General features: G+C 34.1%; 21 protein-coding genes and 2 tRNA genes. 7 read left to right on the top strand and 16 right to left on the bottom strand.

The annotated features are described in order from the left end of the window. The first annotated feature begins 189 nt into the window (after nt 1-189). Nucleotides 190-2,049, top strand: a complete 1,860-nt coding sequence (locus tag ERX46_RS13115; protein ID WP_130094323.1) for a T9SS type A sorting domain-containing protein — start codon at nt 190-192, stop codon at nt 2,047-2,049. 41 nt (nt 2,050-2,090) lie between these two features. Beyond that, nucleotides 2,091-2,285 (top strand): hypothetical protein, encoded by a 195-nt coding sequence (locus tag ERX46_RS13110; protein ID WP_130094322.1) that lies wholly within the window; start codon nt 2,091-2,093, stop codon nt 2,283-2,285. A gap of 461 nt (nt 2,286-2,746) precedes the next feature. Here the strand turns inward: ERX46_RS13110 and ERX46_RS13105 are convergent, their stop codons facing one another. Both ERX46_RS13105 and ERX46_RS17890 read right to left on the bottom strand, forming a co-directional pair. After that, complete coding sequence (locus ERX46_RS13105) at nt 2,747-2,971, bottom strand: hypothetical protein (protein WP_130094321.1); 225 nt, start codon at nt 2,969-2,971, stop codon at nt 2,747-2,749. A 440-nt stretch (nt 2,972-3,411) separates the two neighbouring features. Continuing rightward, nucleotides 3,412-3,522, bottom strand: a complete 111-nt coding sequence (locus ERX46_RS17890) for an addiction module protein (RefSeq protein WP_394345120.1) — start codon at nt 3,520-3,522, stop codon at nt 3,412-3,414. 557 nt (nt 3,523-4,079) lie between these two features. Here ERX46_RS17890 and ERX46_RS13095 point away from each other — a divergent pair. Both ERX46_RS13095 and ERX46_RS13090 read left to right on the top strand, forming a co-directional pair. Continuing rightward, nucleotides 4,080-5,441 (top strand): pyridoxal-phosphate dependent enzyme, encoded by a 1,362-nt coding sequence (locus ERX46_RS13095; RefSeq protein ID WP_130094320.1) that lies wholly within the window; start codon nt 4,080-4,082, stop codon nt 5,439-5,441. Nucleotides 5,442-5,495: 54 nt separating this feature from the next. Then, nucleotides 5,496-6,230 carry an ABC transporter substrate-binding protein gene (locus tag ERX46_RS13090; RefSeq protein ID WP_130094319.1) on the top strand — a complete coding sequence of 245 codons (735 nt, stop codon included), beginning with the start codon at nt 5,496-5,498 and terminating at the stop codon, nt 6,228-6,230. A gap of 368 nt (nt 6,231-6,598) precedes the next feature. Here the strand turns inward: ERX46_RS13090 and ERX46_RS13085 are convergent, their stop codons facing one another. Next, nucleotides 6,599-7,927: a hypothetical protein gene (locus ERX46_RS13085; RefSeq protein ID WP_130094318.1), complete on the bottom strand. Its 1,329-nt coding sequence runs from the start codon at nt 7,925-7,927 to the stop codon at nt 6,599-6,601. A gap of 124 nt (nt 7,928-8,051) precedes the next feature. On the opposite strand from ERX46_RS13085, the gene ERX46_RS13080 reads away from it, so the two are divergent. Then, nucleotides 8,052-8,606 (top strand): 1-acyl-sn-glycerol-3-phosphate acyltransferase, encoded by a 555-nt coding sequence (locus ERX46_RS13080; RefSeq protein ID WP_130094317.1) that lies wholly within the window; start codon nt 8,052-8,054, stop codon nt 8,604-8,606. A gap of 270 nt (nt 8,607-8,876) precedes the next feature. Here ERX46_RS13080 and ERX46_RS13075 read toward each other — a convergent pair whose 3' ends face one another. The 6 genes from ERX46_RS13075 to rsfS form a co-directional block, all read right to left on the bottom strand. Continuing rightward, nucleotides 8,877-9,128 carry a hypothetical protein gene (locus tag ERX46_RS13075; RefSeq protein ID WP_130094316.1) on the bottom strand — a complete coding sequence of 84 codons (252 nt, stop codon included), beginning with the start codon at nt 9,126-9,128 and terminating at the stop codon, nt 8,877-8,879. 37 nt (nt 9,129-9,165) lie between these two features. Then, nucleotides 9,166-9,831 carry a phosphatidylserine decarboxylase family protein gene (locus ERX46_RS13070; RefSeq protein ID WP_130094315.1) on the bottom strand — a complete coding sequence of 222 codons (666 nt, stop codon included), beginning with the start codon at nt 9,829-9,831 and terminating at the stop codon, nt 9,166-9,168. A 144-nt stretch (nt 9,832-9,975) separates the two neighbouring features. Continuing rightward, the gene (locus ERX46_RS13065; protein ID WP_130094314.1) at nt 9,976-10,791 is read right to left on the bottom strand and encodes a phosphatidate cytidylyltransferase; all 816 of its coding nucleotides are present in this window, start codon (nt 10,789-10,791) and stop codon (nt 9,976-9,978) included. Next, nucleotides 10,784-11,041: a putative signal transducing protein gene (locus ERX46_RS13060; protein ID WP_130094313.1), complete on the bottom strand. Its 258-nt coding sequence runs from the start codon at nt 11,039-11,041 to the stop codon at nt 10,784-10,786. Before ERX46_RS13060 ends, ERX46_RS13065 begins: the two co-directional genes overlap by 8 nt. Further along, complete coding sequence (ftsH, locus tag ERX46_RS13055; RefSeq protein ID WP_130094312.1) at nt 11,010-13,157, bottom strand: ATP-dependent zinc metalloprotease FtsH; 2,148 nt, start codon at nt 13,155-13,157, stop codon at nt 11,010-11,012. Before ftsH ends, ERX46_RS13060 begins: the two co-directional genes overlap by 32 nt. 9 nt (nt 13,158-13,166) lie before the next feature. Beyond that, the gene (gene rsfS / locus ERX46_RS13050; RefSeq protein ID WP_130094311.1) at nt 13,167-13,541 is read right to left on the bottom strand and encodes a ribosome silencing factor; all 375 of its coding nucleotides are present in this window, start codon (nt 13,539-13,541) and stop codon (nt 13,167-13,169) included. A 65-nt stretch (nt 13,542-13,606) separates the two neighbouring features. On the opposite strand from rsfS, the gene ERX46_RS13045 reads away from it, so the two are divergent. After that, entirely contained in the window at nt 13,607-14,344 is a 738-nt protein-coding gene (locus ERX46_RS13045) for a biotin--[acetyl-CoA-carboxylase] ligase (RefSeq protein ID WP_130094310.1), read from the top strand. A 115-nt stretch (nt 14,345-14,459) separates the two neighbouring features. Here the strand turns inward: ERX46_RS13045 and ERX46_RS13040 are convergent, their stop codons facing one another. Continuing rightward, nucleotides 14,460-14,687 carry a hypothetical protein gene (locus ERX46_RS13040; protein WP_130094309.1) on the bottom strand — a complete coding sequence of 76 codons (228 nt, stop codon included), beginning with the start codon at nt 14,685-14,687 and terminating at the stop codon, nt 14,460-14,462. Beyond that, nucleotides 14,684-16,588, bottom strand: coding sequence for an acetate--CoA ligase (gene acs, locus ERX46_RS13035; RefSeq protein ID WP_130094308.1), 1,905 nt, complete (start codon nt 16,586-16,588; stop codon nt 14,684-14,686). Before acs ends, ERX46_RS13040 begins: the two co-directional genes overlap by 4 nt. Nucleotides 16,589-16,682: 94 nt before the next feature. Here acs and ERX46_RS13030 point away from each other — a divergent pair, with 94 nt between their 5' ends. Continuing rightward, the gene (locus ERX46_RS13030; RefSeq protein ID WP_130094307.1) at nt 16,683-17,324 is read left to right on the top strand and encodes an HD domain-containing protein; all 642 of its coding nucleotides are present in this window, start codon (nt 16,683-16,685) and stop codon (nt 17,322-17,324) included. Nucleotides 17,325-17,689: 365 nt separating this feature from the next. On the opposite strand, the gene ERX46_RS13025 is transcribed toward ERX46_RS13030, so the two are convergent. The 5 genes from ERX46_RS13025 to ERX46_RS13005 form a co-directional block, all read right to left on the bottom strand. Then, nucleotides 17,690-18,871 (bottom strand): OmpA family protein, encoded by a 1,182-nt coding sequence (locus ERX46_RS13025; RefSeq protein WP_130094306.1) that lies wholly within the window; start codon nt 18,869-18,871, stop codon nt 17,690-17,692. Further along, nucleotides 18,855-19,895, bottom strand: a complete 1,041-nt coding sequence (gene hemE / locus ERX46_RS13020) for a uroporphyrinogen decarboxylase (RefSeq protein WP_130094305.1) — start codon at nt 19,893-19,895, stop codon at nt 18,855-18,857. The genes ERX46_RS13025 and hemE overlap by 17 nt, the downstream gene beginning before the upstream one ends. A gap of 119 nt (nt 19,896-20,014) precedes the next feature. Next, nucleotides 20,015-20,266, bottom strand: coding sequence for a 30S ribosomal protein S20 (gene rpsT / locus ERX46_RS13015; protein ID WP_130094304.1), 252 nt, complete (start codon nt 20,264-20,266; stop codon nt 20,015-20,017). A gap of 29 nt (nt 20,267-20,295) precedes the next feature. Further along, nucleotides 20,296-20,367: transfer RNA gene (locus tag ERX46_RS13010), tRNA-Glu, on the bottom strand. Nucleotides 20,368-20,424: 57 nt separating this feature from the next. Further along, nucleotides 20,425-20,496: transfer RNA gene (locus tag ERX46_RS13005), tRNA-Glu, on the bottom strand. Nucleotides 20,497-20,550: the final 54 nt, after the last annotated feature.

The following is a 20,550-nucleotide window of genomic DNA, read 5'->3' as shown; positions in this document are numbered from 1 at the left end:
TTAAAAGCAAATCATCCACCACAGTCTAAAGCACTACCTTTAATTATTAAAAGTAAATCGCCCACCTCAGTTCAAATCATAACATTAAATAAAAATAAAAATCTCTATTCCAAAGGAACTTATGTCTTTAAATCAATGAATCCTTAAATTTTTCATTTTTCATTTATAATTTTTCGTTATTTTTATAACATGAAGAATTTATATTTATTTATCACGATTTTATTTTTAGCAGGTTCATCCTTTTCTTTTGGACAAGTAGCTGGAGAGTCAAATGTTATTAAAAAACAAGGTACTTATCTTGGACTTTCGAAACCATTAAGAGACATGCCTCAAATTCATGATGAAAGTTCAATGGTTTACTATAACGATGAAGCAAAAGTGCGCAAGAATAGAGTGCGTCCTGTTTATATGGATTCTACTGCTTTACCTAAGAAATACGATCCGCTTGTTCAAAATTTTGTAACAAAGGCTTCTGGTTCCGCTGAAAAATCACGAGGAGAAGTAAATCTTATTCAAAATTTTAACGGAATGAATGGTGCTTTTCCACCAGATCCTTCAGGGGCAGTGAGTGAAGATTATTATGTGCAAGCAGTAAATGTTGCTTATAGAGTTTATAATTTGGATGGTACACCAGCAACAGGAATTATTCAATTGAAAGATTTATGGCTAGGATCAACTAATTCTGGAGACCCAATTGTGCTTTGGGACAGACATGCAGAAAGATTTTTCGTTACCCAATTCCAAACAGGTTCAAACGAAATTTTAATTGCTGTTTCAGAAACTTCTGATCCTACTGGAGCTTATTATACGTATTCTTTTCAATTCAACGATTTTCCAGATTATCCGAAATATTCTGTTTGGTCTGATGGTTATTATATGACTTCAAACACGCAAGGTGATGATATTGTTGCTTTTGAGCGCGATAAAATGTTAGTTGGTGATGCAACTGCTTCAATGATAGCTTTAGATATTCCTGTTTTTGCATCACAATATGGATTCAAAAGTGTACTACCTGCTGATGCTGATGGAGATTTACCACCTTACGGAACACCAATCAGTATGTTTTTATTTCAAGATGATTCTTGGAGCGCTTCAGTAACCGAAGATCATATTAAAGTGCTAAAAATGAATGTTGATTGGATTACGCCCAGCAATACAACGATTGTAATAGATCAAGAAATTAGTACAGCTCCTTTTAATTCAACTTTTACTAATTCTTGGGACGATATTAAGCAAAAAGGAACAAATCAAAAATTAGATGCAATTGCTTCTATATTCAATTACAGAGCGCAATATTTAAAATGGCCAACATATAATACGGTCTTGTTATGTAATGTTGTAGACATCGACAATACCAATACAGCAGGTATTCGTTGGTATGAATTAAGACAAGATACAGATAATGACGATTGGGCAATTTATCAGCAAGGAACTTATTCTATTGCTGATGGAAATAGTCGTTTTTTAGGAAGTATATCAATGGACTACAATGGACATATTGGAATGGGTTATTCTGTTTCTGGTCCTACTGAATTTCCTGGATTAGCTGCAACAGGTCGTTTCGCCGGAGATGAATTAGGGAAATTTACTTTTACTGAAACTTGGGCCAAAAAAGGAGTGACTTTTCAATCACAAGCCAATCGTTATGGTGATTATTCACACATGTCTCTATCACCAAACGGACAAGAATTTTGGTACACTGGTGAGTATATTGGTTCTGGAGGATCAAGAAAAACTAGGATATTCTCTTTCAATCTTCAAAGTCAGGTTGGTGTAAAAGATGAATCAATGGACAACGATCCAACACTGATTCTAATGCAAAACGACGAAAGCATTTTGATTGAAGGAAGTTACTTACCCAATTCAAAAGAGATGTACATAGATTTATTTGACATCAGTGGAAAATTAATTGAAAGACAAACCAAGGAAACAATAGAAGGTAAAATGTCAGCATCATTTGACAAAACCGGTTTATCCAATGGAGTTTATTTGGTGAGGATAGGGAAAGAGAGTTTTATGAGAGTGGAGAAGATTGTTGTTTCGAAGTAATGTGATGGGAAATAGGCGCTTATCGATATGGCTTCAATGGAATGGAGAAAGATGATAACGTTAAAGGCGAGGGAAACTCAATTAATTACAAGTATAGAATGCACGACCCAATAGTCGGTCTCGTTACCAAAGGCTCCACAGATTCGAAATCATTAGAATATATTACAAATCAAACCTTAAGAAAGGGTGGTGATGTTATTGAAGCTGAAACTATTTCTACTGGTGAAGAGCCTTAAACTATTATATTTCAAAATATGAAAGATTTTTTTATTTATAACTATTGGGGAAATTTTTTAACTTTTTTAATTGGTATATATCTACTGTACACTGCAATTTTTAAGACTGAGCAAATTAGAAACAGAAATTCACCATTTCAACCATTAATGTCTTCAATAGTAGGAGGTCTTGCTTGCATAATTTGGGCGATTTATTTAGTTTATATGAATTTATTTGATAAATGGTAATGCTACTTTAGAGTAACTTTGTATACTCCAAATAATCTCCCCCGCTGTTACGAGATTCAATCTCGTTCGCGGTGTGTTTTTTTATTCATTTTTTAAAACCAAAATCTTTAATAATAGGTTGAAAAGACTTTTTCTACAAGCTCAGGTTTAAATAAAAGCTTATCATCTTTCATGATCACACTAGACATGAAGGGCTGAAAAGGCTTGGTTAGGTCGGTGTAGTAGATCGTACTTTACGCATGAATTTTTCTATCATACGTTTCATTTATTCCATTAAAGAACTTTACAAGTAGATCAATAAACTCGGTGTCGGTACTCTCTGTTTTTTTCATTTGAGGAGGAAACAGGAATTTGGAATAATCATCTAAAGCAAGAAAGGTTAAAACATCTCCATCCTCAGCTGTTGGCGTAACAATACCAGTTATATAGATTACTTCGAAAGGTTTAGTAGTTTTCATTGCTGCGGTTATTTTTTCTTTTTAGGGTCTACTTTAGGTCTTAATTCGTAGGCTTTTCTTAGGTTTTCTTGCGCACTAGATCCACTTCAAAGGAGTGCATTTCTTCTTGACCAATACCCCACTGCGCTGCAGTTGTACTAATGCGTTTTACCTTTTACTCCCACTTCTGTGGACTTCTAGAAGTATGAAAAACAGCAACAATAATTATTTCATTTTCACGAACATTAAAATGCACACCGTAGGGAAATTTCTGTAAAAATGCCACTCTAGTTTGATTGTACCGAATTTGAATCTTCAGGGGGTTTTTCTGAATATTTTGGATGGTTCTGGAGATATGTTTTCAAACCTGAGACCTAAATCGTCTTTTTGATCTTCATACCAAAGAAATGCATTTCTGGTATCAAGCTCGGCAGCTTCTGAAATAGATAAAGAATATTCCATTATTGATTAAAAACATCTTGTTTGGCTTCACTCCAACTTCTTGTTTTCATTTTGCCTTCTTGTACAAGTTCTAATCGGCTTTGAGCTTCTTGTTGCTGTTCTAAAGGAATATTTATTTAATCATCCTTAACATCTAAACCAAGCTGATTAACGAGCTCCATAAAGAAGCTTAATTTAGTTTCGGGAACTTTTAATGTAATTTCTTTCATGATGTTATTTCTTCAATAATTGCTTTTTTGTATAAAACCCTACTAATGCTTTGCTAAACAAATATAGGGTGAATAATCCCAACTTATTAATAGTGAGAAAAAATTCATTTGAAAGAAAAAAACACTTAGTCTAGAGTTCTCAATGCGCTGCATTGAGCTTGTCGAAATGGGATGTAAAAAACTGACATCTCACGATACTTTATTACCGCTAAAAGTGGTGTGCAGTGATTTTAATATCAGCTAAATTAGTCGTATAGGCTCCTAACTCTATTGGTTCAATGGAATGGTGAAGGTAATCCCCAAAAATATTTACTTCAAATAAAGAAAACTCGATTCAAGTTATAAAGGTATTGTTCATAATTCACAACATTCGTCTTTTTTCCGTTAACAATTAATAATTAACCATTAATAATTAATTCTTCCCCAACTACTTCTTATCTTTGCAAAAAACAAATTGAATGAAAGTATACAACAACATATTAGAGACGATTGGAAATACGCCTTTGGTTAGGATTAATAAACTAACGAAATCCATAGATGCGACCGTTTTAGCTAAAGTAGAAACGACAAACCCAGGGAATTCAGCTAAGGACAGAATGGCTGTGAAAATGGTTGATGAAGCGGAAAAGAAAGGCTTGATTCAACCCGGTGGAACAATCATTGAAGGAACTTCTGGAAACACTGGAATGGGACTTGCTTTAGTTGCTATCATTAGAGGATACAAATTGATTTGTGTGTTGAGCGATAAGCAAAGTAAAGAGAAAATGGATATTCTTCGTGCTGTTGGTGCTGAAGTTGTTGTTTGTCCAACGAATGTTGAACCAGATGATCCTCGTTCTTATTATTCTGTTTCAAAAAGATTGGCTACCGAAACACCAAATTCTTGGTATGTAAATCAATATGATAATTTAGCAAATCGTGATGCACATTACGAATCTACTGGACCAGAAATTTGGGAACAAACCGATGGTAAAATCACGCATTTTGTTGTAGGTGTTGGTACTGGAGGAACAATTTCTGGTGTTGGGAAATACTTGAAAGAAAAGAATCCTGATGTTAAAATTATCGGAATTGATACTTATGGTTCTGTATTTAAGAAATACCACGAAACTGGATTTTTTGATGAGAACGAAATTTATCCTTACATCACAGAAGGAATTGGAGAAGATATTCTACCAAAAAACGTTGATTTTGATGTAATTGATCATTTCGAAAAAGTAACGGATAAAGATGCTGCAATTTACACACGTAAATTAGCGCTTGAAGAAGGAATATTTGTTGGAAACTCTGCTGGTTCTGCAATCAAAGGGATTCTTCAAATGAAGGATATGTTCAAGAAAGACGATGTTGTTGTGGTATTATTTCATGACCATGGAAGTCGTTATGTTGGAAAAATGTTCAACGATGAATGGATGAGAGAAAGAGGTTTCTTGGAAGAAGGTCACAAATCTGCTGATGATTTATTAGAAAATCACAAAGATCATCCTTTGGTAACTATCGGTGTAGAGGAATTGGTTTCTCACGCTGTTGCAAAGATGAGACAATATAAAATTTCTCAAATTCCGGTAACGAAAGATGGAGAATTTGTTGGATTGATTGACGAGACTGCTTTGATTAATCAGATTGTTGGAAATGAACAAATAAAAGATGAAGCGATTGGTAAAATCATGGGACCTAAACTTCCTGTTGTTAAGCCAAACGCAACGATTAAAGAATTGTCTAAGTTGATCAATAAGGATGTGCCAGCAGTTTTGGTTGACCTTGGAGACAATAAATACCACATTATTACAAGACACGATGTAATTGGTGCAATGGCTTAGTTTTTAAAAGTGATTGACCAATTAGGAAATACAATACATTTAGAAAAGGAACCGATGAGAATTGTCTCATTGGTTCCTTCTCAAACAGAATTGCTCTATGATTTAGGTTTAGGTGATAGAGTAGTAGGCATCACAAAATTTTGCATTCATCCCAACGAATGGTTCCGTTCCAAAGAAAGAATTGGAGGAACAAAAGATGCTGATATTGAAAAAATCACCCGATTAAAACCTGATTTAATCATTGGGAACAAAGAAGAAAACACCAAAGAAGATATTGAAGCCTTAAGGAAAATTGCTCCTGTATATATGAGTGATATTTTTAATTTAGCGGATAGTCTAGAAATGATTGCTCAAGTTGCTGAAATTTGTAATGTCGGAAAGCGAGGTGCAGCAATCGTTGAGCAAATTCAAACCAATTTCAAAACCATTATTCCATTCACAGATCAACCAAAAGTTGCCTATTTGATATGGAAAGATCCATTTATGGGTGTGGGTTCAGCTACTTTTATTGACACTGTTTTAACAGACCACATGGGAATGGAAAATGTTCTTGGAAATCAAGTGCGTTATCCTGAATTAGACATTGAGAATCTGCCAGAGTTGGATTATCTTTTTCTGAGCACAGAACCTTATCCTTTTAAAGAAAAGCATTTTTCAGAATTACAAAAGTACTTTCCGAATGCTAAAATTATGTTGGTGGATGGAGAGTATTTTACTTGGTATGGTTCACGATTAATTAATGCTCCGAAATATCTGAAAGGGTTGATGGAAAGGATAATTAACAATTAACAATTGACAATTGATGATTGTTATTTCGTAGAATAGCGCTGTCTTACGATTCTACAAAATAAAAATTAAATGCCTATCGGATACTCTACCAGTAAATATAGAGTTAAAATACCATCCAGCATCAAGACCTTAGATTTTCCTAATTAATTAGATGTGATGTTTGTTTAATTAAAAGATGAGAATTCAGTTACAGCAGTAATCGTAAGAAATCCGCTATAATCCGCATTCACCTGATGTGAAAAATCCGCGAGTATCCGCGTTGCTTGCATCCGTTTCATCCGCGTGCCATTACAGCGTGAAACAATTGTGTGGGGGATAGTTCTGAAATTATTACTTTACAGGTAAACAATGCCGATAAGCATTAAAAATTATAATAACAACATCACATATTTTGCCATTTCCACAGTCATCAACTTTCCTTCCTTGACGCTAATCTCTCCTTTAATTTCTAATGAATCTCCAACTTGCTCTGCGCGAATATCAAAATAGCTAACATCTTCCAAAAACTGTTTTGAAAGCTTCACTGGCGGCATCATTTTAATAAAGCCAGCAACAAATCCTTGTCCATCGATTTCTAAAACAGCAGATGGATAACCACTCGCTGAATAGTAGGGTTTTATTTCTGTTTCAACATAATCAGGCATTTCAGTTAAGCCAATGTAAATTTCATTTTCTGATATTTGTTTGTAATTATATTTTACATTTCCAATAGTGATTCTTCTATTTTCAAAATCAATTAACGATTTATAATTAGGATGGAGATTCTTAACAACAGAATCAATTTGAAAGGGTTCTTTGAATCTTAAAATCCAATCTAAGTTAGGCAAAACGGCCATCGACCCTTTATATTCATCTATTGCGACACCATAAATCAATAACTGCATAGACTTTACTGCGGGAACTTCAATTCCTAATTTATTAAACGAAGTAGCCAAGTAATTCATTGCGTCCTCAGGGACCTCGCTTGTTTGAATCTGAAAATATTTTTGAGAAGTAGGCAGATTTAGTATGTTTTGTTTTGAAGAACTAGAAACAGCATTATCAATAAGTTTTCCTTTACCCTTAATAGATATTGTTTGGTTTTTAATGTTTAAATCAAGATTCAAGGCTTTGAGATAAGTTCCATCGTTTCCTTGATAAGCTAAATTGATTAACCCTCTTGAATTGAATTTTCCATTTTCTATTTTTTTAGAATTTACAATCTTCTCTGCCAATTGAGTATAATGAGTTACCGTTTCAGAAGATGCTTTGTCATCTAAATAAATCAAAACTCCATATTTTGAATTGCTAAATTTTATAGTGTTTTCGCCATCTATTTGATATCTTTTAAAATCTCCTTCATTTGAAATGTTCAATACAACTCCTTTTGCTGAGCTATTGTTCCAATTGTCGTAAAAAACCACAACCTCAGCACTTAAGTCTGCTCCTAATTTACTAATCTCTTGGCTTTCCTCTGGCATGAAGAGTTGAGCAGTTTTCTCATCTATATCTGCTTGGAATAATAGATCAAATAGGAATGTATGAATAAGTTCTTGGGTATTCACACTCATTACCATGTCAATATCGCTAGGCAGTAGACTACTATTCGAAGTACTTTCCTTTGCTGTTGTGAAATTTACAAATCCAATAATAATCCAAAATCCAATTAAGAAGAGTAGAACAATTGAGAAGCTAAATACACGTTTATATTTCTGCACTTGCGAAGGGTATTCGTTTGAAAAAATTATCTTTGTAATTGAATTACTGTGTTGGTAAATTTAATCAATAACCAGCACAAAATTAAGGAGTAGAATAGTATTATTGATATTTCATTAGATAATTATGGGGAAATTTGCATTGTGGATATTGAAAATGATGGGATGGAATATTCAAGATAGTCCAGAAGGGGTTGATAAAGCAGTTATTGTTATGGGACCACATACGAGCAATTGGGATTTTATTGTTGGTAAATTAGCCTTTATGCACTACGGTGTGAGGGGGCGTTATTTGATCAAAAGCGAATTGTTTTTCCCTCCATTAGGTTGGTTTTTAAAAGGAATTGGTGGAATTCCAGTTCACCGCAATAAAAACAACAAATTTACAGACCAAGCGGTAAAACACTTCAACGAAAATGAATCAATGTATATGGTTTTTACACCTGAAGGAACGAGAAGTTATAATCCAAATTGGAAAAAAGGTTTTTATTATATCGCGTTAAGAGCAAAAGTTCCAATTTATATTGGATACATGGATTACCCAACAAAAACAGGTGGATTCTTAGAGTTGTTTACTCCAACTGGGGATGTCATTAAGGATATCGCATTTATCAAAAAGCAATTGAGTCAATTTAGAGGAAAGCATCCTGAGAATGGAATTCGTGCGGTGGAAGATGAGTAAGTTTAAAATGAAAAATTAATAGTTACAAATGGAGAGTAAAAAAACTGACTTAATTTTATGACTTTGTTTTTAATGGTCTATTAAAAAAAAAATAGGGAGTTTTGAAAAGCTTTATAAGTAAACATCAGCCAACAAATATGCTGGAGAAATCATCTCTATGATCTATCCATTGAGATTTCCAAGTGCTATTTTCTTTGACTAACAAAACGTATTCAAACAAAAAACGGAATCAAATAAATGATTCCGTTTTTAATATCTATTAAGAAAAGACTAGTCTTTTTTCTCAGTTTTTCCTTTACTACAACAAGCTTTTTTACCTTCCTTGCTTGCACAAGATTTTGCTTCTGTTGTTTTTCCTTCAGTTTTAGCTTCTGATTTTTTGTCTTTACAACAGTCTTTCTTACAATCTTCTTTACAATCTTTCTTTTCAGTTTTTACAGGTTCACCTGCAGTTGCTGTAGAAGTGTATCCGATTGTTCCAAAAAACAATCCCATTGTCAATACCATTAATCCTTTTTTCATTGTCTATAGTTTTATAATCTAACCAAAAATAGCTTAATTATTTTAATTCACCAATTTTTGTGATTCTTCCTTTTACTACATCTCCAATTTTCACATCAATCTTTGTGTCAAGTGGTAACAATAAATCGATTCTTGATCCGAATTTAATAAATCCAAATTCTTCAGCTGCTTTTACTTTATCTCCGGGTTGAACATAATAGCAAATTCTTCTTGCCACTGCTCCAGCAATTTGTCTAAAAAGCACTTCTTTTCCGCCTTCGTGCTCTATAACAAAAGTAGTTCTTTCATTGTCCGTTGAGCTCTTTGGATGCCATGCTACTAAAAATAATCCTTTGTGGTATTTCGCATATTTCATCAATCCAGAAATAGGATTAAAGTTCGCATGCACGTTTAAAGGCGACATGAAAATAGAAATTTGAATTCTTTTGTCTTTAAAATATTCCGTTTCTTCAACTTCTTCAATTACCACAACTTTTCCATCTGCCGGGCAAATAATTTCATTCGTTTTTTCAACGTAAGTAATTTTAGGAACACGAAAGAATTGAATAATCAAGTAAGCCATCACAATAACTCCCAATGTAAGTAAAGCATATAGCCACCAATATCCAATTATTGTCCATAAATAATAATTTAGTACTTGTATAGCGATCAATATTATTAATCCGATTGTTATGATGAGATATCCCTCTCTGTGTAATTTCATTTATGTAATTTTATTTTAAAAGGTGTAAATTTAATGTATTATTCGGTTTAAACACCTTTCGTGAAAAACGTTTTGTATGAAGGGACGTTTTGCAAACGTCCTAATATGCAAAACGTCCTATTATTCAAACGTTCAATGAATTAATTACCCAAACGTAGTCAACAACAAATAGAAAAATGGCGTAGCATAAATAACAGCGTCAAAACGGTCCAAAATTCCACCATGTCCTGGCAGTATAGTTCCGGAGTCTTTTACATTTACAATTCTTTTGAATTTTGATTCTATCAAGTCTCCCAAAACACTTGTTGGAGAGATTATTACAGCTGCTACTATCCAGAAGATCATATCTCCATCCATTAAGAAAGCATAAATCCATCCTGCTAGAATGGTAAATACAAATCCTCCAATCGTTCCTTCCCAAGTTTTCTTTGGAGAAATACGTTCAAAAAGTTTATGCTTTCCAAATGATCGGCCTGCCAAGTAGGCAAAAGTATCATTGGTCCAAACCAAGATAAAGAGACCTATAATGTAAGTCCATTGAGGTTCTGTACTTGTTTCAAAGTTATATATTGAGAACATCAAATAGAACGGAAACATCACATAAATCCAGGGGAAAAAGGTAACTGTTAAATCAAGTAGCGGATTTTTTTGCTTACTGAAAATAACGAATAAGAAGGGTAGGAAAACAATAGGAATCAATACCAATTCAATCGGGAATTGAATTATACCTATTTGTTTTAAGGTAAGTAGAATATAGAGAAGGAGTGCACCCAAAATCCCACTGTAAGACTTAGGTTGGACGATGTTGGATTTTTCGAAGAATCGATAAAATTCAAAAACACCTATACACATAAAAAAGCCTAACACAGTGGCTGCTGCATAGGCTCCAACAATAAAAGAGCTGATGGTGATAACCACAAACAAAGCTCCCCAAACGGCACGCGTAATAATGTTATTCATAGGGTTTTTCTATGATGTATTTTGCTCGAATAACATCATTTTGGTTAACATAGATTTCTATCTGACCAAAGTTGTTATAAGAAGTGTCCATCTTATTTATTACAATAACATGGACACCTTCTTCTTCAAGTTTTAATTTCATGATATTAGCCATGTGTACTTGTGAAGTACGGTAGACTAATTTATTTTTCTCAAATTCAGTTTCTTCAGGAAGGATCTTACGAATCCATTTTTTTATCCTCTTCCACATCTTCATTTGAGTTTTTATCGCTGTTTTCAGTATTTACAGATCCATTTGTGGAAGCTGGCTTTTCAGCATCATCTTCAATTACATTTGCATCATCTGCAGAAACCTCAGCATGTTCTCCTGCTAATTTGATTTTCTCAATATCAGAAAGTTTATCCCAAGGACGCTCACCAAATATAGCAATTAAATCTTCTTTGAAGATAACTTCTTTTTCTAATAGCTTACTTGCTAAAAGATTAAGTTTATCTTGATTTGCTGTAAGAATATCTTTCGCTCTTTGGTATTGCTCCTCAATTAATTTACTCACCTCTTGGTCAATAATTCGAGCAGTTTCTTCAGAATATGGCTTTGTAAACTGGTTCTGACCTTGTGAGTCATAGAAAGAAATATTTCCTACTACTTTGTTCAGTCCATAAACAGAAACCATTGCATAAGCTTGTTTAGTTACTTTCTCTAAATCGCTTAATGCTCCAGTAGAAATCTTACCAAATGTAATTTCCTCAGCAGCACGTCCACCTAAAGCAGCACACATCTCATCTAATAATTGCTCAGTTGTGGTTATGCTTCTTTCTTCTGGTAAATACCAAGCAGCACCTAGTGATTGACCACGGGGTACAATTGTAACTTTTACTAATGGGTGAGCGTGTTCAGCTAACCAAGAAACAGCTGCGTGTCCAGCTTCGTGGAATGCAATAGATCGTTTCTCATCTTTAGTAATAATCTTGTTTTTCTTCTCTAATCCACCAACGATTCTGTCTACAGCGTCTAAGAAATCTTGTTTCTCAACTGCCTTTTTGTCTTTACGGGCTGCAATTAATGCTGCTTCATTACAAAGGTTTGCAATATCTGCTCCTGAGAATCCTGGTGTTTGTTTTGCCAAGAATTCAACATCCATTTCTTTGTCCGTTTTAATAGGCTTTAAATGAACTTTAAAGATTGCTCTTCTTTCGTTTAAATCTGGCATGTCAACATAAATCTGACGGTCAAAACGCCCTGCACGCATCAATGCTTTATCCAATACATCTGCACGGTTAGTTGCTGCAAGAATAATAACACCAGAGTTTGTTCCAAATCCATCCATTTCTGTCAGTAGTTGGTTCAATGTATTTTCACGTTCGTCGTTAGAACCCATGTTGTTGTTCTTACCACGCGCTCTACCAATTGCATCAATCTCATCAATAAAGATAATTGAAGGTGCTTTCTCTTTTGCTTGCTTGAATAAATCTCTAACACGAGACGCTCCAACACCAACAAACATCTCTACGAAATCAGATCCTGATAACGAGAAGAATGGGACATCTGCTTCACCTGCTACAGCTTTCGCTAATAAAGTTTTACCTGTTCCTGGAGGGCCAACTAAAATTGCTCCTTTTGGAATTTTAGCTCCTAATTCTGTGTATTTTGAAGGATTCTTCAAGAAGTTCACGATTTCCTCGACTTCTTCTTTTGCTCCTTCAAGTCCTGCTACATCTTTAAATGTAACGTCTGTTCCTTTTCCTTTCTCAAAAACTTTAGCTTTCGATTTACCAATGTTGAAGATTTGACCTCCAGCACCACCAGCACCTCCGCCAGACATTCTCTTCATGATGAACATCCAAATGGCTATAATGATAATGATTGGCAATAAGAAACTGAATATTTGTCCTATATAATTGTGCTCTTCATCCACACGATAAGAAATAACATCAAATCCATCTGCTTTTCGCTTGTCATTGACGGTTTCAAATTCCTTTATAAAAGCTTCGGTTGACGCGATATCAAATGAAAATTGCGGTGAAGCAGTACCCAAGGTTTTCCCTGAATTGTTCATCGCACGTCTCATAACTTCGAAATCTGATCCTGAAAAATCACCCTGATTTACAGCTGTAATTCCAGATTCGTTGATTTTAAAATCTACTCTTCCTACATTTCTCCAGAGGATAGTGTTTTCAACAAAACCTTCTTCCATTAAGGTTAAGAAAGTTTGTTTGGATTGTAATTCCTTTGTTGTTGAGGAACTCATGAATAACTGGATCCCAATTATCGCAATTCCAATTGCTGCATAAATCCAATAAATAGAATAAGGATTCTTCTTAGTGGGCTTATTCTTGTTTTGATTCTCTTTGTTTTCTTTTGCCATTTCTAATATTTATAGATTTTCAATCTGACGTTTCTTACCATCAGCCCATAAATCTTCTAATTCATAATATTCACGAACATCTTTGTGGAAAATATGCGCAACAACGTTTACATAATCCAATAAAACCCATTGTGAGCTGTTTTTACCTTCTTGGTGCCAAGGTTTTTCTTTTAAAGTTTTTCGAGTAGCACGTACAATCGCGTTTGCAATTCCATCAACTTGGGTAGTTGAATCGCCGCTTCCGATTACAAAAAAGTCTGTTACTGCACTTTCTACGTCTCTTAAATCTATTACAACAATATCCTCTGCTTTGTTGTCTTGCATCCCTTCAACGATTACCTCGCAAAGTTTTTCTGCACTAATTTCTTTTACTATTTTTATCATTCTATAATAATTGCTTACAAAGCTAATTAAATTTTAATTTTGCGCCCTTACTTTTAAACTGTTTCATGGATATACAAAATGTGTTTGTAGGTCAGAAAATAATTTATCTTGATCGCACTGACAGTACTAACAACTATACTGCCAAGGTGTTCAAATCAGGTGCTATTGATTCAGGCTCGGTAATTCTGACAGACATTCAAACAAATGGCAGAGGGCAGCGTGGAAAAGAGTGGCAATCTGACGCATTTTCTAATTTGATAGTGAGCATTGCTGCCGACATTAATATGTGGAAAATTAACAATATGATTTCCCTTAATCATGTTACTGCTTTAGCTTTGCAATCATTTTTGCTCAAACACATAGATAATGTTAAAATAAAATGGCCCAACGATATTATGATTAATGATAAAAAAGCCGTTGGAATTTTAATTGAATCTTTTATTACTTCAAATCAAAGGAATTCTGTTATTGGCTTTGGTGTGAATATCAATCAACAAAATTTTGACGCACCAAGAGCTACTTCTTTAAGTTTGGAAACAGGAAAAAACTATAACCCAAAAGAATTAATTTATGAAGTAATCGACGCATTTAATCATTTCATTAACTTATATCATGAAAAAGGAGAAAAATGGATGCATAATGAATATAATAAGCAACTCTGGAAATTAAATATGCCTCATCCATTTACAATTAATGATCAGATTACCGAAGGTGAAATTCAAACGACCACCGATTCAGGAGAACTAATTGTTCAATTTCAAAATGAAATTAAAGTATTTATGAACGGACAAATCACTTATTGATCAATTGCGAATTAAATCAATTGCGTTGCGTGTATACTGACAAATATCACCTCGATTTCCATGTGTTATCGTTTCGATATCAATTCGTTAAACATTAACAATTAAACATTAACAATTAGTAATCATCAATTCTCTTCTCCAATATTCTAACACTATCTCTAGAAGTTTCTAAATCGTATTGTAAAATTTCATTAAAAGCTTCTAAATAATTATATCTCTCTGTTAATTCATAATTTTCTAATTGTAATTCTGTTTTGCTTTTTGCAAGAAATACTCCCCAAATAACTAGCCCTGCAATTACGAAGCCTTTCATTACAAATAAGACTTTTAAAGTGATTTTCATTTTTCTCTATTTTTGATTATTTCATCAACTGCTTCTGGATTTAATAGGGTAGAAGTATCACCTAAATCTGTGAATTCATTAGACGCGATTTTTCTTAAAATACGACGCATAATTTTTCCAGATCTTGTTTTAGGTAAGCTAAATGTAAATTGAATCTTAGATAGTTTTGCTATCGGACCAATTTGATCTGAAATTGATTCGTTTATTGCGATTTTTAATGCTTCTTTTTCTTCATCGCTGATTGGTCGTTTTAATGTCACAAATCCAAATAAAGCATTTCCTTTTACGTCATGAGGATAGCCAACAATAGCCGATTCAGCAACTATTTGATGCTCGTTGATCGTGTTTTCAATTGGCGCAGTTCCTAAATTATGACCTGAAACAATTACGACATCATCAACGCGACCAGTAATTCTATAATATCCTACCGGATCTCTCAATGCTGCATCGCCAGAAAAGTAATATCCTGGATAAGCGGAGAAATAAGTTTCGTGATAGCGCTTGTGATCGTTCCAAATGGTTCGCGCTATTCCTGGCCATGGTGTTTTGATACATAAATTACCATTCACAAGATTTCCTTCTAATTCTTTTCCTTCTTCACTCATCAAAACAGGTTGAATTCCTAAAAGTGGAAAAGTAGCAAATGTTGCTTTCGTAGGTGTAGAGAATGGAATAGGTGAAATTAAAATCCCTCCAGTTTCTGTCTGCCACCACGTATCAACTATCGGACAGCGTTGTTGACCAATGTGATGATCATACCAATTCCAAGCTTCGACATTTATAGGTTCTCCAACTGAACCCAAAACTTTTAATGAAGATAAATCGTGTTTTTCAACATGTGAAATATCTTGTTTTGCCAATGAACGAATAGCTGTTGGTGCTGTATAAAATTGATTGACTTTATGTTTTTCAATAACTTCCCAAAATCGATTATGATCTGGATAAGAAGGAACACCTTCAAATATAATAGTTGTTGCTCCATTCAATAATGGACCGTAAAGTATGTATGAATGTCCCGTGATCCAACCAATATCAGCTGTACACCAATAAATTTCTCCATTTTCATATTGGAAAACATTTTTGAATGTATGCGCTGTATAAACCATATATCCTCCAGTTGTGTGAACCATTCCTTTAGGTTTTCCGGTAGAACCAGAAGTGTAAAGAATGAATAATGGATCTTCTGCTTCCATCGTTTCCGCTGGACAGTCTGTACTTGCGCTTTTTGTTAAGTCAGCTAAATAAAAATCTCTTTCTGCTTCCATTTTAATTTCGCAGTGGGTACGTTTAACTACAAGAACGCTTTCTACTGTTGGACAGTCAACCAGTGCTTTGTCAACAATGTTCTTTAGGTTAATTTCTTTCGCTCCACGATAAGAACCATCTGCGGTAATCAGCATTTTACAGCTTGCATCATTTACACGAGATGAAATGGCTGTTGATGAATATCCTGCGAATACAACAGAATGAATTGCTCCAATTCTTGCACAAGCGAGCATTGAATAAGCTAATTCTGGAATCATTGGTAAGTAAATACAAATTCGATCTCCTTTTTGAATACCTTTTTGCTTGAGAACATTGGCGATTTTATTTACCTCTTCAGATAATTTGTTAAAGGTAATGTGCTCTGCTTTTTCATCAGTTGAATTAGGTTCAAAAATAATTGCTGTTTGATCTCCTTTTTCCTCTAAATGTCTATCTATACAATTTTCAGTAATGTTTAATTGACCGCCTTCAAACCATTTTATATCTGCTTTGTGCATGTCGGCATTTAGAACACTGGACCATCTTTTCTTCCATTTGAAACTTTCAGCTATTTCACTCCAAAATTTTTCGGGATCTTGAAGAGCTTTTTCTTGATACTTAAAATATTCTGGAAGATTTTTAACTATATATTTCATGGCTCATTATTTTTAAGATGGAAGTTAAATTTACTAATATTGTTTGAGATTAATTTCATTTACGGAGGTTTTGATTATAATTATAAAAGAAAATATGAAAGAAGTTATACAAGCAGTTGAACAACAGGTGAAAAAACTATTTGAAAATGAAGGTACTGGACATGATTGGTTTCATATAGACCGAGTAAGAAATATCGCCTTAAAAATTCAAGAAAAAGAAGGTGGGAATAGAGAGGTAATTGAATTAGCAGCATTATTACATGATATATCAGATCATAAATTCAATGGCGGAGATTTTGAAAAAGGAGCTGAAGTGGCAAGTCAGATATTAGATCATTTAAATGTAAATATTGAAACAAAATTAGCTGTGGCATTAATTGTAAAGTATGTTTCTTTCAAAGGAAGTGGTGAGAAAGATACCATGGATTCCCTAGAAGGAAAAATTGTTCAAGATGCCGATAGAATTGATGCCATTGGAGCAATTGGAGTTGCCAGGACTTTCGCCTACGGTGGTTCAATTGGACAACCAATTTATGATCCAGCGATTCCTCCAAAAATTAAACAATCTAAAGAAAGTTACATTAAGGAGAGAACGCATACTGTAAATCACTTCTACGAAAAGCTTCTGATTCTAAAAGACAGAATGCATACCCATTCGGGAAAAGTAATTGCCGAAAAGCGAACACTTTTTATGGAGGAGTTTTTAGATCAGTTTTATGAAGAATGGGGTGGGTAATTATGAATTATGAATGTTGAATTTTCGGAATTTTTAAAGGTTGGAGTTTAGTTTTAATAGCTCTAGTGATTGTTAGTGTATTAGCCATGGACTAAAGTCAATGGCTAGAAAGAATTCGTACGGTTTTTTGAACATGATTTTAGCTTGATAGATGTATTGTTGTTCTTTAAATTATTGCATTTTTCAGACATTTTCATAACACAATTACTTTTACATCTGGCATAGTCATTAATTACGATGAAAAATTTTACTTGTTGTTTTTTGCTGCAAAAAGTCAAACTTAGCAAAATGTAAAAAAATCATCGCAAAAAAAAAAATACGCTCCAAGATTGAAGCGTATTTAATAAATTTATAGTTTTTGGTTCTTAGAGAACTCTAAATGTTACTCTTCTGTTTTTAGCATCTCTCAAAGTGTCATCATCACTTTCAGTAATATACTCAGAATCTATTCCATCTTTAGCGTCTTCAATAATCAATCTGTCTCCAGCAACTCCTTTTTCTTCTAGAAGTTTTTTAACATATTCTGCTCTTCGCATCGAAAGAACATTGTCTGTTGCACTTGCAGCTTCTGTTGCATCGGAGTGACCTGTTAATTGAAGTTTCATCTTTGGATTCTCTTCCATCATTGACGCAAGTTTATCCAAAGTTTTTTCTCCATCTATTTTTACGTCATATCTTCCACCTGCATAGTAAATATTATATTGATTTACCATTGCACTTAAATCCATGTCTTTTGTAATCTCTGGAGAACGTTGGTAAACTGTTGAAGCAACTTGTTGAGATTCATCTCCATAATCACATTCACATGTTTCATTTGGACCTAATAATTGTACAGAAACATCATCAATATAATAGTAAGCAGCAATTATCTGCTTTCCACTCATGTCTCTTGGTTTTCTTGCACGGTCACCTTTAATGTCAGCATCTTCAGAAAAATTACCTATTGTAATATATTTTTCTTTTCCAGTTGCAACATATTCTCCGCAAACTAAATCCCATCCATACATTCCATCAAATGCTTCTCTTTTCGGATGTTCAATATGAGTTTCAGCAATAATCGCTGGAATTTTATCATCTGTTCCTAATCCTTTTTTAGAAATATGAGCACCTAATCTGTTTGATGAGTATTTAGAAAGCTCTGCTAAAGAAGCATAAAATTGAACTTTATAACGCATTCCCTTTTTCAAAGAAGTTGAAAGTTGAGATGTTAAATAACTTCTGTTCTCTTTTTCACGATAAGAATATGAAATCACTCCTGCATAGTTAACACCACTTTTCGGTTCTTCTCTCCCGTAAATGTTATCTGGAGTTAATACATCAGGTGCTCCTGCTTCTGAAGAAAATAAATCTGCTCTACTTCCTGTCGCAGAAGACCATCCTTCAGCTTTTTCAATATCGCCAATTCTGCGAATCTTTCTGCTTTGTGCATCTTCGAAACTTGGGTTTACGACCAAGTTCTCGGCTTCTTGTGCAATCGTTGATAACGAAAGTAAGGCTAAAGGCAGCGTGTAAAGCAAGCCTTTTAATTTTCTAGTTTTTGATTTCATAGTTTTTTACAGTTTTAATAAATGTTTTAACCTTTTCAGGATCGATATCTGGATAAACTCCATGACCCAAATTTACAATATGTCTTTTACTTTTGAAACTATCTAACATATTATTAGTTAGCTGCTCGATTTCACTGTGTGAAGAATATAAAGCACACGGATCAAGATTCCCTTGTAAAGTTTTATTTTCACCTACAATTTTTCTAACATCAGCAACGCTCATATTCCAATCTAGTCCTAAAGTATTGCAATTTGAATTAGCTAAATTTGGAAGTGCAGCATAAGCTCCTTTTGCAAATAACGTTACAGGTACTTCATTAATAGCATCTGCAATTTTATTTATGTATTTCAAACCGAACTCATTGTACTGGTTGTTTCCTAAAATACCTGCCCAAGAATCGAATACTTGAACAAGGTCGGCACCTGCTTTAATTTGCATTTTCAAATAACGAATAGTCACTTCCGTGATTCTATTAAGCAACTCATGTGCCAAAGTAGGGTTTTGGTAAAGCATTTTTCTAGATTCAGAAAATGTTTTAGAACCTCCACCATCAATCATGTAGCAAAAGATTGTCCAAGGTGCCCCAGCAAATCCAATTAATGGGACTCTTCCATTTAATTCTTTTTTGGTGATTTCAATGGCTTCTTTTACATAGCCTAAACGGTCTTCTACATCAAAATCTGTTTGACCGTGTTTAACAAGGTCAGCTTCACTTTTAATTGTTTTTTCGAAACGAGGTCCGACCTTTTCTATCAGTTGGTATTCTAATCCCATGGCTTCGGGGATAACAAGAATGTCTGAAAAGATTATTGCCGCATCCACATCTAGGTGGTCTACTGGCTGAATAGTTACCTCTGCTGCTAAAGCTGGGGTTTCTACTAATTCTTTAAATCCACTTAAAGAATTTCTTACGGCTCTGTACTCAGGAAGAATCCTTCCTGCTTGGCGCATTAGCCAAACTGGATATCTTTCGATATTTTCTCCACGTGCCGCTCTTAAGAGTAAGTCATTTTTAAAATCCATAGAAACAAAGATAAGCATTCGTTATGGATAATAGCTGCAGTAATTGTAGAAAAAGTTAGTGCATAGCAAAAAAGGGAGCCTAGTGATTAGACTCCCTTAAATATAATGATTTTAATCAATTACAAGCTAGAGATGTGCAATGCTAAACCAGATTTAAGGTTAGCTGCTTTCTTCTTGTGAATAACGTTTTTCTTCGCTAATTTATCAAGCATACTTGAGATGTTTGGTAAAAGCTTTTCAGCCTCTGCCTTATCTGTTGTACCACGTAAAACACGAATCGCATTACGCGTTGTTTTATGCTGATATCTATTACGAAGCGTTTTCGCTTTATCTGATCTTACTCTTTTAAGTGCTGACTTGTGATTCGCCATAATTTACTGTTGTTATAATGTTTATTAAGTAGCCCATAGGAGAATCGAACTCCTGTTTTCAGGATGAAAACCTGATGTCCTAACCACTAGACGAATGGGCCATAATTTAATTTGTACTTTTTTTAACCTTGAAAGTATTCTCGTTAGAATAACTTTAGTAGCCCATAGGAGAATCGAACTCCTGTTTTCAGGATGAAAACCTGATGTCCTAACCACTAGACGAATGGGCCGTTATTTGATATAAATTTCGGAGTGCAAATATATATGCATTTTAATTTATAACA

The sequence above is a fragment of the Brumimicrobium glaciale genome (assembly GCF_004152935.1).
Taxonomy (GTDB): domain Bacteria; phylum Bacteroidota; class Bacteroidia; order Flavobacteriales_D; family Crocinitomicaceae; genus Brumimicrobium; species Brumimicrobium glaciale.
This window is presented reverse-complemented; position numbering and strand designations above follow the sequence as displayed.

What these genes read in the sequence shown, in the direction of transcription:
- ERX46_RS13115 (WP_130094323.1), top strand. Translation starts at nt 190, where the DNA reads ATGAAGAATTTATATTTATTTATCACGATTTTATTTTTAGCAGGTTCA.
- ERX46_RS13110 (WP_130094322.1), top strand. Translation starts at nt 2,091, where the DNA reads ATGGAGAAAGATGATAACGTTAAAGGCGAGGGAAACTCAATTAATTAC.
- ERX46_RS13105 (WP_130094321.1), bottom strand. Translation starts at nt 2,971, where the DNA reads ATGAAAACTACTAAACCTTTCGAAGTAATCTATATAACTGGTATTGTT.
- ERX46_RS13095 (WP_130094320.1), top strand. Translation starts at nt 4,080, where the DNA reads ATGAAAGTATACAACAACATATTAGAGACGATTGGAAATACGCCTTTG.
- ERX46_RS13090 (WP_130094319.1), top strand. Translation starts at nt 5,496, where the DNA reads ATGAGAATTGTCTCATTGGTTCCTTCTCAAACAGAATTGCTCTATGAT.
- ERX46_RS13080 (WP_130094317.1), top strand. Translation starts at nt 8,052, where the DNA reads ATGGGGAAATTTGCATTGTGGATATTGAAAATGATGGGATGGAATATT.
- ERX46_RS13075 (WP_130094316.1), bottom strand. Translation starts at nt 9,128, where the DNA reads ATGAAAAAAGGATTAATGGTATTGACAATGGGATTGTTTTTTGGAACA.
- ERX46_RS13070 (WP_130094315.1), bottom strand. Translation starts at nt 9,831, where the DNA reads ATGAAATTACACAGAGAGGGATATCTCATCATAACAATCGGATTAATA.
- ERX46_RS13065 (WP_130094314.1), bottom strand. Translation starts at nt 10,791, where the DNA reads ATGAATAACATTATTACGCGTGCCGTTTGGGGAGCTTTGTTTGTGGTT.
- ERX46_RS13060 (WP_130094313.1), bottom strand. Translation starts at nt 11,041, where the DNA reads ATGTGGAAGAGGATAAAAAAATGGATTCGTAAGATCCTTCCTGAAGAA.
- ftsH (WP_130094312.1), bottom strand. Translation starts at nt 13,157, where the DNA reads ATGGCAAAAGAAAACAAAGAGAATCAAAACAAGAATAAGCCCACTAAG.
- rsfS (WP_130094311.1), bottom strand. Translation starts at nt 13,541, where the DNA reads ATGATAAAAATAGTAAAAGAAATTAGTGCAGAAAAACTTTGCGAGGTA.
- ERX46_RS13045 (WP_130094310.1), top strand. Translation starts at nt 13,607, where the DNA reads ATGGATATACAAAATGTGTTTGTAGGTCAGAAAATAATTTATCTTGAT.
- ERX46_RS13040 (WP_130094309.1), bottom strand. Translation starts at nt 14,687, where the DNA reads ATGAAAATCACTTTAAAAGTCTTATTTGTAATGAAAGGCTTCGTAATT.
- acs (WP_130094308.1), bottom strand. Translation starts at nt 16,588, where the DNA reads ATGAAATATATAGTTAAAAATCTTCCAGAATATTTTAAGTATCAAGAA.
- ERX46_RS13030 (WP_130094307.1), top strand. Translation starts at nt 16,683, where the DNA reads ATGAAAGAAGTTATACAAGCAGTTGAACAACAGGTGAAAAAACTATTT.
- ERX46_RS13025 (WP_130094306.1), bottom strand. Translation starts at nt 18,871, where the DNA reads ATGAAATCAAAAACTAGAAAATTAAAAGGCTTGCTTTACACGCTGCCT.
- hemE (WP_130094305.1), bottom strand. Translation starts at nt 19,895, where the DNA reads ATGGATTTTAAAAATGACTTACTCTTAAGAGCGGCACGTGGAGAAAAT.
- rpsT (WP_130094304.1), bottom strand. Translation starts at nt 20,266, where the DNA reads ATGGCGAATCACAAGTCAGCACTTAAAAGAGTAAGATCAGATAAAGCG.